General features: G+C 70.4%; 13 protein-coding genes. 8 read left to right on the top strand and 5 right to left on the bottom strand.

What is annotated here, in order from left to right; all coding sequences use genetic code 11:
- Positions 1 to 37: 37 nt before the first annotated feature.
- From AWU67_RS15700 to AWU67_RS15690, 3 genes are read right to left on the bottom strand one after another with little or no spacing between them, the layout of a single operon-like run.
- Complete coding sequence (locus tag AWU67_RS15700; RefSeq protein WP_067231232.1) at positions 38 to 538, bottom strand: hypothetical protein; 501 nt, start codon at positions 536 to 538, stop codon at positions 38 to 40.
- On the bottom strand, positions 535 to 1,377 hold the full coding sequence (locus tag AWU67_RS15695) for a hypothetical protein (RefSeq protein ID WP_067231230.1): 843 nt from the start codon (positions 1,375 to 1,377) through the stop codon (positions 535 to 537). The genes AWU67_RS15700 and AWU67_RS15695 overlap by 4 nt, the downstream gene beginning before the upstream one ends.
- Positions 1,374 to 1,661 carry a PadR family transcriptional regulator gene (locus tag AWU67_RS15690; protein ID WP_067231227.1) on the bottom strand — a complete coding sequence of 96 codons (288 nt, stop codon included), beginning with the start codon at positions 1,659 to 1,661 and terminating at the stop codon, positions 1,374 to 1,376. The genes AWU67_RS15695 and AWU67_RS15690 overlap by 4 nt, the downstream gene beginning before the upstream one ends.
- A gap of 247 nt (positions 1,662 to 1,908) precedes the next feature.
- Between AWU67_RS15690 and AWU67_RS15685 the strand changes: the two genes are divergently transcribed.
- From AWU67_RS15685 to AWU67_RS15675, 3 genes are all read left to right on the top strand, one after another.
- A complete protein-coding gene (locus AWU67_RS15685) occupies positions 1,909 to 2,706 on the top strand; it encodes a CPBP family glutamic-type intramembrane protease (RefSeq protein WP_234407287.1) in 798 nt (265 codons plus the stop codon).
- 114 nt (positions 2,707 to 2,820) lie between these two features.
- Complete coding sequence (locus AWU67_RS15680; protein WP_067231225.1) at positions 2,821 to 4,185, top strand: sensor histidine kinase; 1,365 nt, start codon at positions 2,821 to 2,823, stop codon at positions 4,183 to 4,185.
- The gene (locus AWU67_RS15675; RefSeq protein ID WP_067231222.1) at positions 4,178 to 5,035 is read left to right on the top strand and encodes a response regulator transcription factor; all 858 of its coding nucleotides are present in this window, start codon (positions 4,178 to 4,180) and stop codon (positions 5,033 to 5,035) included. Before AWU67_RS15680 ends, AWU67_RS15675 begins: the two co-directional genes overlap by 8 nt.
- On the opposite strand, the gene AWU67_RS15670 is transcribed toward AWU67_RS15675, so the two are convergent.
- On the bottom strand, positions 5,016 to 6,308 hold the full coding sequence (locus AWU67_RS15670) for an MFS transporter (protein WP_067231219.1): 1,293 nt from the start codon (positions 6,306 to 6,308) through the stop codon (positions 5,016 to 5,018). The two genes, AWU67_RS15675 and AWU67_RS15670, sit on opposite strands and share 20 nt — an antisense overlap.
- 126 nt (positions 6,309 to 6,434) lie before the next feature.
- On the opposite strand from AWU67_RS15670, the gene AWU67_RS15665 reads away from it, so the two are divergent.
- The 5 genes from AWU67_RS15665 (at position 6,435) to AWU67_RS15645 (ending at position 12,232) form a co-directional block, all read left to right on the top strand.
- Positions 6,435 to 8,165, top strand: a complete 1,731-nt coding sequence (locus tag AWU67_RS15665; protein ID WP_067231216.1) for a long-chain-fatty-acid--CoA ligase — start codon at positions 6,435 to 6,437, stop codon at positions 8,163 to 8,165.
- 165 nt (positions 8,166 to 8,330) lie between these two features.
- Positions 8,331 to 9,227 carry an ABC transporter ATP-binding protein gene (locus tag AWU67_RS15660; protein WP_067231213.1) on the top strand — a complete coding sequence of 299 codons (897 nt, stop codon included), beginning with the start codon at positions 8,331 to 8,333 and terminating at the stop codon, positions 9,225 to 9,227.
- Positions 9,227 to 10,360, top strand: coding sequence for an ABC transporter permease (locus tag AWU67_RS15655; protein WP_199922308.1), 1,134 nt, complete (start codon positions 9,227 to 9,229; stop codon positions 10,358 to 10,360). The genes AWU67_RS15660 and AWU67_RS15655 overlap by 1 nt, the downstream gene beginning before the upstream one ends.
- Positions 10,361 to 10,423: 63 nt before the next feature.
- Entirely contained in the window at positions 10,424 to 11,497 is a 1,074-nt protein-coding gene (locus tag AWU67_RS15650; protein WP_067231211.1) for a threonine aldolase family protein, read from the top strand.
- Between the two features lie 144 nt (positions 11,498 to 11,641).
- The gene (locus AWU67_RS15645) at positions 11,642 to 12,232 is read left to right on the top strand and encodes a nitroreductase family protein (protein ID WP_067231208.1); all 591 of its coding nucleotides are present in this window, start codon (positions 11,642 to 11,644) and stop codon (positions 12,230 to 12,232) included.
- Positions 12,233 to 12,394: 162 nt separating this feature from the next.
- On the opposite strand, the gene AWU67_RS15640 is transcribed toward AWU67_RS15645, so the two are convergent.
- A complete protein-coding gene (locus tag AWU67_RS15640; protein WP_067231205.1) occupies positions 12,395 to 13,273 on the bottom strand; it encodes a pentapeptide repeat-containing protein in 879 nt (292 codons plus the stop codon).
- Between the last annotated feature and the right edge of the window lie 198 nt (positions 13,274 to 13,471).

The following is a 13,471-nucleotide window of genomic DNA, read 5'->3' as shown; positions in this document are numbered from 1 at the left end:
TCGTGCGCGAGTTGCTGCGGCCGTTCTGAGTCGCGTTCTAGTGGTTGTCGTCGTTCCCGGTCTCGTGCAGGGCGTAGCCGTAGCAGCCGGCCGCCTCCCAGCGGTACTCGGGGCCGGCGTTGTCGCCGTGCAGCGCCGCGTAGACCGCGAACTGCTCGTCCTGGCTCAGGGCGCCGAGCTTGCCCTGGTTGTCGACGCCCCCGGCGTCCCACCAGTCGAAGCCGGCATCCGCCATGCACTCGTTCTGCAGTGCGGCGAATATGGCGCGCTCCCGGTCGGTGTCGATCACGGCGCGGGAGTCTGCGACCAGCGGGTCCAGTGGGCGTTCGAGCGCCTCCTCGTGCTCGTCGGGGGCGCCCGATCCGGCGGCGGATGCCGCAGGCTGCTGCGTGGCCCCCGTGCCGCTCGGCTTCAGCACGATGCCAACCATCGGCGTCGCCGAGGCGGTGAGCGCCATGCCGACTACGGCGACGGCGCTCACGCCGAGGCCGGCGGCGATCAGCGCCCCGCTGACGATCGCCCGCAGCGGGCGCGTCATTCGCCTGCCGCCCGTCGAACGGTGGCGAGCGGCCCCGAGCTGGGAGCCACGGCGGATGGGCCGACATTCAGGCTGTCTGCCACGCGAGCCGCCCGCACGCCCACCTGCGCCGTCGCCGCCTGCACGCCGCGCCCGATTGCGCGGCGGCTCGGCGCCCAGCGCACGGCCATCCCCGTGAAGAACAGGGCCAGGCCGACGATGAGCAGTTTGCCGAAGGCATCCCACGCGGCCGCGGAGTAGGCCAGCTGCCCGCTTGTCGCGCTCGCGTAGACGAGCGCCTTCGTGCCGTAGCGCACCAGGCAGTAGACGGCGACGATCATCCAGAGCGCGCCCACCCAGCGGGTCTGCCTGCGGGCCATCATGGCGAGGGCGCAGGCGCTTGCGGCCAGGGCGAGCACGGCCGAGGCCGCGCCCTGCGCGTGGAACGCGGCGTCGCCGGGGCCCACGCTGCTCAGCACCCGGATCACCACGATGCCGCTGGCGACAAGCACCAGCAGCGAGAGCGTGTAGGCCAACACGGGCAGCCCGCCCCTGGAGTTGCGTCGGAGCGCGATCGCTTCTGCGCTCTCGTGCTGCCGCAGCTGGCTGTGCCGCCAGAGCAGGTCGGCGGTGACCCCGCCGAGCGCGCGCAGACGGATGCCGCGGGCTAACGCCGAGGCCGAGATGCCCTGCTCCGCCGCCCACACCGCGTGCTCGTGCAGATCGGACGCGATCTCGTCGCGCCGCTCAGCCGCCACCTGCTCCGGCAAGCCGCGGGTGTACCAGGCGCACCAGCGCAGCACCGCGCCGACACCGCTGCCGGCCGCCCCGTGCGGGGCGGGCGCGAGGGAGGCGCTCATGCGAAGGCTGCCGTGCCGTGGGCCTCTGGCGCGGCGGCGGCAACCAGCGCGGCGCGGTAGGCGCGGGCGCCCTCGCCGCTGACCGTGTACAGCCGACGGCGCGGGCGGCCGGCGGCCTCGGCGAGCGCGGCGTCCTCCCACGTGGACTCGAGCAGGCCGGCATCCGTCATGCGGCCCAGCGCCTTGTACAGCGTGCCGTGGGCGGTGAGCCCCCTGCCGTCGGTGCGCCCGGCGAGCGCCTTGGCCAGGGCGAACCCGTAGAAGTCGCCGTCGGCGCTCTGCAAGGTGATCCCACATTCCAGGATGTCGAGCTCAAGGGGAACAGCGTTCCCGGTCGTCTGCGTGCCATGACCCGAACTATAGGAACATATCTTCCTTTAAACAAGCCCCACGGTAGAAACCACTCGCCCGTGGCCGCGAACGTGGGGCCAGAGCAGGCGTGAACACCGGTGGCAGCATGTCGGCGCGCGCAGAGCACCCCGGGGCCACGTGTGCGAGAGAGTAGGAGCGCAGAACACGAGGAGAGACCGCATGACCGCACCGCACAGCAACCGAGACATCGCCAGCCCCTTGAAGGTGAGGCCACGAGTCTGGATCGGGCTTGTGATCTGGATCGGCTACGCGGCGCTCGTGTTCACCGTCCAGATGCTCTCCGGGATTTCCTATGACACGTGGGGCGACAACGCGTCGAACCTCTTCTTCGGTGTTGGCATCTCACTCATCGTTGCCTCTGCAGCACTTGCACTGACGACCACCGCGCTGGGCTGGTGGCGGCCCGCCCTCTTCGAGAAACAGACCAGCCGCCACAAGTGGCCGATCATCGCCCCCGCCCTGCTCGCGATCCTCGCGCTTGCCAACCTGCTCTTCACCGACTGGGGATCCTACGACCTCGCCTTCTTCGGGGCGTCGATCGTCTTGCTCCTCGTCGGCTTCACGGAGGAGCTCACCACACGGGGCTTGCTCGTCGTCGCGCTGCGCAGCAAACTCGGCGAGGGCTGGGTGTGGTTCCTCAGTTCGCTGCTCTTCGCGTTGCTGCACCTCGTCAACATCGTGTTGGGCCAGGGCCTCTTCGTCACCGTCGAGCAGGTGATCTTCGCCTTCTTCGTCGGCACAGCCTTCTACATCCTTCGACGCACCACCGGAACCCTGATCTTCGCCATGGTGCTGCACGCCGTCTGGGACTTCTCGGTCTTCGCGGTGGCACACGGACACCCGTCCGAGTTGTCGAACATCGTGTCGGCCTTCCTTCCACTCGTCGGCCTGGTCTCCCTCATCGGCGTCATTTTTGTCATACGTGGCAGCCGAGAACGCATCACCGTTCCCGCATAGACGCGGCGTCGGCGGACTCACCGTTGGTTGACCGGTCGGTGGCCGCCTCGTGCAGGGCACCGACTCCCCCGCACGGCGGATCCGCCCCGGCGCCCGCCCCACTAGCGTGGAGCCATGAGCGACACCACGGAGGCGGGGCTGAACGAGGAGTGGGTGCGCCCGCGCCCCGGCCGCACCGGCTACCGCAACGACTTGCTGCTGGCCCTCGCGCTGGCCATCGGCACGACGATCAGCCTCGTGCTGTTCCGGGCGACGGGCACGTTCAGCGACACCCCTGGCTGGCAGTCGACGCTCTGGATCGTGGCCGTGACGATGCCGCTCGCGCTGCGCCGCCGCTGGCCGGAAGCCGTCGCGGTCGTGTCATCGCTGGCGTTCGCCGCGGCGTACGTGTTCGAGACCGGCGAGTTCCTGTTCAGCCAGATCTGCCTGTTCGTGGCGATCTACTCCGTCGGCGCCTGGGGCCGCAACCGCAAGGTCGCCACCATCGTGCGCGCCGTCATCGTCTCCGGCATGCTCGCGTGGGTGTTCTGGCAGCTCGTCTACTACTCGGCCGTGCAGGACTACCTGCCCGAGCTGCCGCGCGAGGGCTCCCTCTCCCCTTATCTCGCCTACGGCCTGATCAACATCATCACGAACCTGCTCTACTTCGGCGGCGCCTGGTTCTTCGGCGACAGCGCCTATCGTTCGGCGCGGGCGAAGGCGCTGCTCGAGCAGCGCACCGTCGAGCTGGCCGCAGAGCGGGAACGCACCAAGCAGCAGGCCGTCGCCCTCGAGCGCCTGCGCATCGCCCGCGAGTTGCACGACGTCGTTGCCCACCACGTCTCGGTCATGGGCGTGCAGGCGGGAGCCGCCCGCCGGGTGCTGGAGCGCGACCCCGCCCAGGCGAGCCGCTCGCTCAGCGCGATCGAGCAGAACGCGCGCAGCGCCGTCGACGAGTTGCACCTGCTGCTCGGCACCCTGCGCTCCGAACAGCCGGAGCCCGGAGCCGCCCCCGCCCACCAGAGCAGCAGCACGCGCGGCATCGAGCAGTTGCCAGAGCTCGTGGCGGATGCCGAGGCCGCCGGCCTGCCCGTCACGCTCAGCGTCATCGGCGAGGCGCGCGGAGTGCCGGGCGGGGTCAGTCTGAGCCTCTTCCGGGTGGCCCAAGAAGCGCTCACCAACGCGCGCAAGCACGGCGGCGGCGGCGCCAGGGCCGACCTCCGGGTGCGCTACCTGGCCGAGGCGGTCGAGCTCGAGGTGAGCGACACCGGGGTCGGCGCGAGCGCCCGCGGCGGGGCGGCACGCGCCACCAACAGCGCCAGCGGCTCCGGCCTCGGCCACATCGGCATGCGCGAGCGGGTCGCTGCCGTCGGTGGCCGCATCGAGATCGGCCCGCGGGCCCGCGGCGGCTACCTGGTGCGAGCCCAGTTCCCGATCGCCCCGGCGCTGGTTTCGACGAGCCCAATCAACGGAGAACCCGCGAGTGCAGACAATGACTGAACCCGGCAGCGAGCCAGCCGTCATCCGCGTGCTGCTCGCCGACGACCAAGAGCTGGTGCGCGCCGGCTTCCGCATCATCTTGGAGTCGGAACCCGGCATCGAGGTGGTCGGCGAGGCCGGCAACGGCGAGCAAGCCGTGGCGGCCGCCCGCGCGCTCGCCCCCGACGTCATCTGCATGGACGTGCAGATGCCCGGCATGGACGGGCTGGAGGCGACCCGGCTGATCACGGCGGACCCGGCCGTCTGCTCCAGCGTGCTGGTGCTGACGACGTTCAACCGCGAGGACTACCTGTTCACCGCGCTGCAGAGCGGCGCGAGCGGGTTCCTGCTGAAGAACGCCTCACCGGAGGAGCTCGTCAACGCGGTGCAGGTGTTGGCGCGCGGCGACGCCCTCCTGTCGCCGGATGTCACCCGCCGGGTAATCGCGGCGGCCACGACCGGAATCGCGCCCGCGGCCCGGCCCTCCCTGAGTGAGCGCGCCCTCCCGCTGAGTGAGCCTGTCGAAATCCCACGACCGGTTTCGACAAGCTCAACCAACGGACGCCCCGAAATCCCGGGACTGGTTTCGACAAGCTCAACCAACGGACGCCCCGAAATCCCGGGACCGGCTCAGACAGGCTCAACCAACGAGCACGCTGCCGCCCTCGCCAGCCTGACCGAGCGCGAGGCCGAGGTGCTGCAGCTGCTGGCGCTGGGCCTCTCCAACGCAGAGATCGCGGCCCGGCTCTTCGTCGGCGAGGCAACCGTTAAATCGCACGTCTCCAAGGTGCTCATGAAGCTTGCGCTGCGCGACCGGATCCAGGCCGTCATCTTCGCCTACGAGCAGGGGCTCACGGCAGCTCGGGCGTGACCACCTCGACCACAGCGGGCTCGTCGCCGTCGCGGCGGCGGTCGGCCGGCGCGTTCTGCCGCCTGCTGGCCACGAGGAACGGCACCGCGATCAGCTGCACCAGCCCGCCGATCGCGATCGACGCCGGGTAGCCGTAGATGTCGGCGGCCCGGCCGAGCGCCGGCTGCACCACGACCCCTCCTGTCGAGCCCATCAGCGAGCCGAAGCTCAGCACCGTGGCCCGCTGCGCCGAGGGGATCATGTCGTTGAGGTAGGCCTGCTGCACGGGCAGCACGGCGGAGCCGATCATCGCCCACACGGCCAGGAGCACGAGTGCGACCCAGAAGGAGCCGGTCAGGCCGAGCGCGCCGAGCAGCACGGCGCTGCCGACCGTGCAGACGATGAGCGCGCTGGTGCGCCGTTGGAACAGCATCCGGATGTAGGGCGCGAGCCAGCCACCGAGAATCTGCGAGCCGGCCACCAGCGCCGCGGCCAGACCGGCGATTGAGTACGCGTGCGGGTCGCCGAACAGCTCGAGCAGATAGGGCTGCAACGCATAGAAGACGTAGATGCTCACGCCGGCGGTGAACGGCGCGGCCAGCATCACGTAGCGCACGGGAGGGTTCTTCAGCCCGCCGTCGATGGATGCCGTGAACACCCGCTTCGCCCCCTCCCACGGGTGCGCAGAGCGCTGCGCCGTGAAGCCGACGTCGCGCATCAGGGCAAGCCCCACCCCGAACATGATGAGGAGCACGCCGACGCGCATCAGGAACGGCACGCCGAGGTTCGTCGCCTGGGCGACCACGCCGCCGACGACCGAGCCGACGAGCATGCCGGCGCCCGTCACCATCTGGCCGCGGCCGAGCACCCGCTCGAAGCCGCCCTCGAATCCGGTGAATCGCAGTGCGTCGATCAGCCACGCCTCCACGGCGCCCGAGAAGAAGGTGAAGCCGAGGCCAAGCAGGATCGAGACGATCGCCCACGCCCAGAACGGCGAGTGGAACTGCCAGAGCAGCCAGTAGAGAAACGTCGAGCCGGCCAGCGTCAGCGTGCCGAGCAGGAACGAGTATCGGCGCCCCCAGCCGTCGGCCACGACGCCGGTGGGGATCTCGAACAGCACCATGCCGAGCGTGAAGAAGGCGTTGGCGGCAAAGGCCTCGAAGCTGCTGAGGCCGGCATCCAGCAGGAACAGGGTGTTCACACCCCAGATGAACGAGGCCGCAAGGGTGTTGCCCAGCGTGAGGGTGAGGTAGATCCTCTGGATGCGGCGGGCTGCGGCGTTCACGGTGTCCATGTTCCTCCGCAACGTGCCCCCGCGCCAGTGCATTCGGGGCCAGCGCCGGGCACCGCACCGGGGTTTTCCCCGGTTCTGCTGGCAGACTGGAATCATCATGCAGCCGAGACTGAACAGCACAGCCCGATGAGCGTCTTTGCCACCAAGCCCTGGCTCGCCTCCTACTCCCCCGGTGTTCCGCACCTGATCGACGTGCCAGATGACTCCCTCGTCGACGTCATCGAGGAGTCCGTTCGGCGCTACCCCGAGCACACCGCGCTCGAGTTCTTCGGCGCGACGACGAGCTACAAGGCGCTCGGCGAAGCCATCGACCGTGCCGCGGAGGGCCTGCGCTCCCTCGGAGTGAAGGCCGGCGAGCGCGTCGCCCTCGTGCTGCCCAACTGCCCGCAGCACCTCGTGGCGTTCTACGCCGCGCTGCGCCTGGGCGCGATCGTGGTCGAGCACAACCCGCTGTACACCCCGCGGGAGCTGCTGCACCAGTTCGAGGATCACGGCGCGAAGACCGCCATCGTCTGGGACAAGCTGGCCGCCACCGTCGCCGACTTCCCCGCCGAGATGGGCGTCGAGCGGATCATCGCCGTCGACGTGACCCGCGCCATGCCGCTGGCCATGCGGGCCAAGCTGCGCCTGCCAGTGGCCGCCGCGCGGGCAGGCCGCGAGAAGCTGACGCTCGGCCACCCGGCCCCCGGCGCTCTCAGCTGGGCCAGCGTGGTCCAGCACCCGCGCATCGCGGCCGAGCACCCGCGCCCGCTGCCCGACGACGTGGCCCTGCTGCAATACACCAGTGGCACCACCGGCACCCCGAAGGGTGCGGTGCTCAGCCACCGCAACCTGCTGGTCAACTCGATGCAGGGCCAGGCCTGGCTCCCCGGCCCGAAGCCGGGCGCCGAAGTGTTCTACGGCGTGCTGCCCATGTTCCACGCGTTCGGGCTGACGCTCTGCATCACCTCGGCGATGAGCATGGGGGCCCGCCTCGTGTTGTTCCCTGCCTTCGACCCCGAGCTCGTGCTGACCGCAGCGAAGAAGAACCCGCCGACGTTCCTGCCGGCCGTGCCGCCGGTCTACGACCGCATGTTGACGGCGGCGGACGCCGCGGGCGTGAGCCTCGGCAGCATCCGCTTCGCGATCTCCGGCGCCATGGCGCTCCCGCCCGCGCTCGTGGAACGCTGGGAGGCCGGCACGAAGAGCCTGCTGGTCGAGGGCTACGGCATGACGGAATCCTCGCCGATCATCTCGGTGAACCCGGTCGCCGCCAACCGCCGCGCCGGCACCGTCGGCCTGCCGCTGCCGAACATCGAGATCCGCGTCGTCGACCCGGAGCAGCCGGGCGTGCAGCGCGGCTTCGATGAGGCCGGCGAGCTGCTGGTGCGCGGCCCGCAGGTGTTCTCCGGTTACTGGAACCGGCCGAGCGACAGCGCAGAGGCGCTGTTGGCGGCCCGCGTCGTTGAAGACGAGTCGGCGGCCGCCGATGCCGGCCCGTGGTTGCGCACCGGCGACATCGTCACGGTGTCGGCCGACGGCTTCATCTCGATCGTGGATCGGGCCAAGGAGCTGATCGTCACCGGAGGTTTCAACGTTTCGCCCACCGAGGTGGAGGCGACGCTGCTGCAGCACCCGGACGTGCTCGACATCGCCGTCGTCGGAGCCACGGATGCCAGCGGCGCCGAGGTCGTGACGGCCGCGGTGGTGCTGGCGCCCGGCGTCGAGCTCAACCCGGACGCGCTGCGCACCTTCGCGAAGGGCACGCTCGCGCCGTACAAGGTGCCGCGCCGTTTCGTGCAGGTGGACGAGCTGCCTCGCTCGCTGATCGGCAAGGTGTTGCGCCGCCAGGTGCAGCAGCAGATCGCCGGGAAGTAACGAAGCTCCCCCCGCCGCGTCTCCCGTCGACGCCACGAGCCCGCCCTCGTAGCCAGAGGCGGGCTCCGCCGCTCGGCGGAGGCCGGAACCGAAACCAGCCGTGCGGCGGATGCCCGCCGGCATCCGCACCTCGTAGCCTGAGGGCATCGCTGCGAAAGGTGCCCCGTGTTAGAAGTGCAGGACGTCAACAAGAGCTACGGCGAGCGCGCCGTGCTGCAAGAGGTGAGCTTCACCGTCGGCCGCGGCCGGATGACGGGCTTCGTCGGCGGCAATGGCGCAGGCAAGACCACCACGATGCGCATCATCCTCGGGGTGCTCGCGGCGGATGCCGGCACGGTCAGCCTCGACGGCTCACCGCTGACCGCCGCCGACCGCCGCCACTTCGGCTACATGCCGGAGGAGCGCGGGCTCTACCCGAAGATGCGGGTGCACGAGCAGCTCGTCTACCTGGCGCGGCTGCACGGCTTCAAGCCGGCCGCCGCCCGCCGCAACGCGACCGCTCTGCTCGAGCAGCTCGGCCTCGGCGAGCGCGCCAACGACACCGTGGAGAGCCTCTCGCTCGGCAACCAGCAGCGGGCGCAGATCGCGGCGGCACTGGTGCACGAGCCCGAGGTGCTGGTGCTGGACGAGCCGTTCAGCGGGCTGGACCCGATGGCGGTGGATGTGGTGCTCGGCGTACTGCAGTCGCATGCGGCAGGCGGGGCCCCCGTGCTGTTCAGCTCGCACCAGCTCGATATCGTCGAACGACTCTGCGACGACCTGGTCATCATCGCCGACGGCCGGATCAGGGCCAACGACTCGACCGACTCACTGCGCAAGCAGCACGGCGGCAACCGCTACGAGATCCTGCTCGGCGGCGACCGCGGCACCGGCGACGCCGGCTGGCTGCGCGAGGTGCCCGGCGTCTCGATGATCGACTTCGACGGCGGCTACGCCCTGTTCGAGGCCGACGACGAGGCCCGCGCCGCGGTGCTCGCCCGCGCCGTCGCCAGCGGCCAGCTGGCCAGCTTCGGCCCGCACGCGCCCTCCCTTGCCCAGGTCTTCCGAGAGGTGATCCGCTGATGAGCACGACAGCAGCCCGGCGCGGCGAGCGCGCCACCCCGAGCATGATGAGCAGCGTCGGCCTCGTCGCCGGCCGCGAGATCACGGTGCGGATGCGCAGCAAGGCGTTCCTGATCTCGACGGGCATCCTCATGCTCGCCGTGCTGGCCTCGGTGGTTCTCGGCGGCCTGGCCAGCCAGAACCCCGCGCTGACCCAGGTCGCCGTGATCGGCACGACGACGGATGCCGCGAGCAGCGCGGTCGCCGCCTCCGACTCGCTCGAGGCCGTCCCCGCCGATTCGCTCGCCGACGCCGAGCAGATGTTGCGCGCCGGCGAGGTGAGCGCCATCGTCGTGCCGACAGAGGGTGCAACGGCATCCGCGAACCCGGTCACGGTGATCGGGCTGGACCAGGCCCCGAGCGACGTCGTCGGTGCTCTCAGCATCCTGCCGACGATCGAACTGCTCGACGAGCCGGGGCAGAACCCGTTCCTGATCTACCTCGTGGCGATCGGTTTCGGGCTCGTCTTCTTCATGTCGGCGATGACCTTCGGCACCACGATCGCGCAGAGCGTCGTGGAAGAGAAGCAAACCCGCATCGTCGAGATCCTGATGTCGACGATCCCGGTGCGCGCGCTGTTGGCCGGCAAGGTGGTCGGCAACAGCGTGATGGCGTTCCTGCAGATCGTGGCGATCGCCGTGCTGGCGATCCTCGGCATGGTGGTCACCAGCCAGAAGGTGCTGCTGGGCACCCTGGGCAGCTCGGTGATCTGGTTCGTGGTGTTCTTCGCCATCGGTTTCGTGATGCTGGCGGCGCTCTACGCCGCGACGGCCTCGATGGTGTCGCGCTCCGAGGACGTCGGCTCGGTGACCTCCCCCGTGATGATCCTCGTCATGCTGCCGTACCTGCTGGTGATCCTGTTCAACAACAACCCAACGGTGCTCGCGGTGATGAGCTACGTGCCGTTCTCGGCGCCGGTCGGCATGCCGATGCGCATCTTCCTCGGCACGGCCGAATGGTGGGAACCGCTGCTCTCGCTCGCCATCCTGCTGCTGACCACGGTGCTCACGCTCGCACTCGGATCGCGCATCTACAGCAACTCGTTGCTGCGGCTGGGCGCCCGGGTCAAGCTGTCCGAGGCGCTGAAGCGCTGACGCCGCAGGGATCGTGCGCCGGGTGCACGAAAACTGCGCGGGGCTGGGTGCGAGGATAGAGCGGTGACTGACTCCCTGCATGACCTGAACTCGCGCGGCTTCGCCTCTGACAACTACTCGGGCGTGCACCCCGAGATCATGGCGGCCATCGCCGCGGCCAACGGCGGCCACCAGGTGGCCTACGGCGACGACGCCTACACGGCCCGGCTGCAGGAGGTGTTCGCCCAGCACTTCGGCGAGGGCGTCGAGGCGTTCCCCGTGTTCAACGGAACGGGCGCGAACGTCACCGGCATCCAGTCGATGCTGCCGCGCTGGGGCGCCGTGATCTGCACCAGCACCGCGCACATCCACAGCGACGAGGCCGGTGCCCCCGAGCGCATCGGCGGCATCAAGCTGCTCACCGTCGAGAGCCCCGACGGCAAGCTCACCCCCGAGCTGATCGACAAGGAGGCCTGGGGGTGGGGCGATGAGCACCGCGCCCAGCCGGCCGTCGTCTCGATCACGCAGACCACCGAGCTCGGCACCGCGTACACGGCCGCCGAGGTCGCCGCGATCGCCGAGCACACCCACTCGCTCGGCATGAAGCTGCACATGGATGGCGCCCGCATCAGCAACGCAGCGGCCGCGCTGGGACAGCCGTTCCGTGCCTTCACCCGCGATGCCGGGGTCGACGTGCTGAGCTTCGGCGGCACCAAGAATGGCCTCATGATGGGTGAGTCCATCGTCGTGCTGAACCCCGAGGCCTCCACCGGCCTCAAGTACCTGCGCAAGATGAACATGCAGCTGGCCTCGAAGATGCGCTTCGTCTCGGCCCAGTTCATCGCGCTGCTGGAGGGTGACCTGTACCTGCGCAACGCCAGCCACGCCAACGCGATGGCCGCCCGCCTGCGCGGCGCTCTCGAGGCCGGCATCGCCGATGGCTCGATCAGCGGCCTGAGCTTCTCGCAGCCGACGCAGTCCAACGCCGTCTTCGCCCAGTTGCCGGACGGCGCCGCCGACCGGCTGCGCGAGAGCTTCCGGTTCTACGACTGGGACGCCGCCAAGAACGAGGTGCGCTGGATGGCGGGCTTCGACACCACCGAGGCCGACATCGACACCTTCGTCGCCGCCATCGCGCGCGAGCTCGCCGCCCACTAGCCGTTCTGCGGATGCCGGCTGCGCCGGCATCCGCTCCCGGCTCAGTTGCGCGAGCACGGAATACTTCGGCGCGCACCGAGGTTCTATCCCCCATTGCCCCAGTGTTGTGGCCGTTTATCCGTCGTTTCACTGTGAGGATCTCCCATGACTCTGCTCGACCCTGCACCCCGCACCGCCCAGACCAGCGCGCCCGTTCTCGACGTTCTCGCCGAGCGTTGGAGCCCGCGCGCCTTCGACCCCGAAGCCGTTCTCGAGGCCGGCGCCCTCGCCGGAATCTTCGAGGCTGCCCGCTGGGCTCCGAGCGCCAGCAACACGCAGCCCTGGCGCTTCATCATCGCCCGCCGCGGCACCGACACCTTCAACACCATCGCCGCCACCCTGATGGGCTTCAACCAGATGTGGGCCGGCAGCGCCGCAGCCCTCGTCGTGAACGTCTGCGTCACCGTGGATGCCGAGGGCAACCCGATGCCGTGGGCACAGTACGACCTCGGCCAGGCCGTCGCGCACCTCAGCGTGCAGGCGCACTCCGAGGGTCTGCACGTGCACCAGATGGGCGGCTTCGACCGCGCCGCCATCAGCGAGGCCTTCAACCTCGAGGAGGGCTTCGTGCCCACCTCGATCATGACGATCGGCAAGCTCGGCGACGCCGCAGCCCTGCCCGAGGCCCTGCGTGAGCGCGAGCTCGCCCCGCGCGTGCGCCTCGACCTCGACGCGCTCGTTCTGCTGAACGACTAGTCATTGCTGCACCGAAGGGCCCCGCGTGAAAACGCGGGGCCCTTCGGCGTGTGAGCGCCGGTCATCTCGCGACGGGCATCCGCATTCGGTCGGGCACCTGAACGACGAGGCCCCTGCCCGTGGCGCGCTGCTGCTCGCACTGCTCGCGGACGAAACCGCCGCCTAGCCCGACTCGAGCCAGTGCGCGGGGCGCTCGAAGCCGGCAGGGATGCGGGTCGCCGCGTCGCCGCGAGCCGCGTTCAGCTGGGACTGCGCGAGGAACAGCGACGTGCTGAGGTCGGCACCCGCCAGCCGGGCGTCGCGGAGGTCGGCGCCGATCAGGTCGGCATCACGCAGGTCGGCGCCCCGCAGATCGGCCGCGATCAGGCAGGCGCCGCGCAGGTTCGCACCCGCCAGATCCGCCCCGCGCAGCTTCGCCCCGATCAGGTCCGCGCCGCGGTGCTCCGCGGTTGTCGCCCCCGGATGCCGGGCGCGCACCGCCGCGCTGACGGCGAGCAGCAGCGCGTTCACACCCGCCCGGTGCGCCTGCACGTCGACCGCCAGCAGCGGGCCCGGGAGCAGGCGCGTCACGGCATCGGTCTCGGCCGACGAGGCGCGGAGCGCGCCGAGCAGCTCGGCGGTCGCGGAGCCGGCCGCATCCGGAGCGGACATGCGCCCGATCGCGTCGCTCAGGTACCAGAGCAGTTCGTGCAGCTGGCGCATCACCGGGAGCAGGGCGAACATGTCGCGCTGGATCTCCGGTGCCTCGCGCCAGGAGGTGCCGCCGAAGCTTTGCTGCGAGATCTTCTGCCCGGCGCCGAAGCAGTCGTAGACGGTGCAGCCCTTCCACCCGTCGCGGCGGAGCGTTGCGTGGGCGCCGCAGCGGAAGTCGGCCTGCAGGTTCCGGCAGGGCTCCCCGACCGCCTTGCTGGTGGGGAAGTCGGACGACCGCTCGAACGCGAGCGCGACGCAGCAGAGCGCGAAGCAGCTGCCGCAGTCGGCACGCAGGCCGAGGCTGCCGCGCAGCGCGCCGGCACCGTTACCGCCGTCGTTGGTGGACATGCGGATCAGCCTACGACGGCGGATGCCGGCGGCCCCGCCGCACGCCCCGACCCGTCCTCGGGGTGAAGCGTGCGGCAGACGCTGCCATTGCTTACCTGGTCTAGCTGGTCGCGCGGCCGCGGCGCCTGCGCACGGTGGCGATCACGCTCACCGCGAGGCCGGCGAGCAACAGCGCCAGTGCTCCGAGCGCCAGAACGC

Source organism: Microterricola viridarii, from assembly GCF_001542775.1.
Lineage (GTDB): Bacteria > Actinomycetota > Actinomycetes > Actinomycetales > Microbacteriaceae > Microterricola > Microterricola viridarii_A.
Note: the sequence above shows the minus strand (reverse complement) of the source record. Positions and strands in the feature narration are given on the sequence as shown.

Bases quoted from the DNA above. Each gene is read 5' to 3' on its own strand.
- AWU67_RS15700 (WP_067231232.1), bottom strand. From the start codon at position 538: ATGACGCGCCCGCTGCGGGCGATCGTCAGCGGGGCGCTGATCGCCGCC.
- AWU67_RS15695 (WP_067231230.1), bottom strand. From the start codon at position 1,377: ATGAGCGCCTCCCTCGCGCCCGCCCCGCACGGGGCGGCCGGCAGCGGT.
- AWU67_RS15685 (WP_234407287.1), top strand. From the start codon at position 1,909: ATGACCGCACCGCACAGCAACCGAGACATCGCCAGCCCCTTGAAGGTG.
- AWU67_RS15680 (WP_067231225.1), top strand. From the start codon at position 2,821: ATGAGCGACACCACGGAGGCGGGGCTGAACGAGGAGTGGGTGCGCCCG.
- AWU67_RS15675 (WP_067231222.1), top strand. From the start codon at position 4,178: ATGACTGAACCCGGCAGCGAGCCAGCCGTCATCCGCGTGCTGCTCGCC.
- AWU67_RS15670 (WP_067231219.1), bottom strand. From the start codon at position 6,308: ATGGACACCGTGAACGCCGCAGCCCGCCGCATCCAGAGGATCTACCTC.
- AWU67_RS15665 (WP_067231216.1), top strand. From the start codon at position 6,435: ATGAGCGTCTTTGCCACCAAGCCCTGGCTCGCCTCCTACTCCCCCGGT.
- AWU67_RS15655 (WP_199922308.1), top strand. From the start codon at position 9,227: ATGAGCACGACAGCAGCCCGGCGCGGCGAGCGCGCCACCCCGAGCATG.
- AWU67_RS15645 (WP_067231208.1), top strand. From the start codon at position 11,642: ATGACTCTGCTCGACCCTGCACCCCGCACCGCCCAGACCAGCGCGCCC.
- AWU67_RS15640 (WP_067231205.1), bottom strand. From the start codon at position 13,273: ATGTCCACCAACGACGGCGGTAACGGTGCCGGCGCGCTGCGCGGCAGC.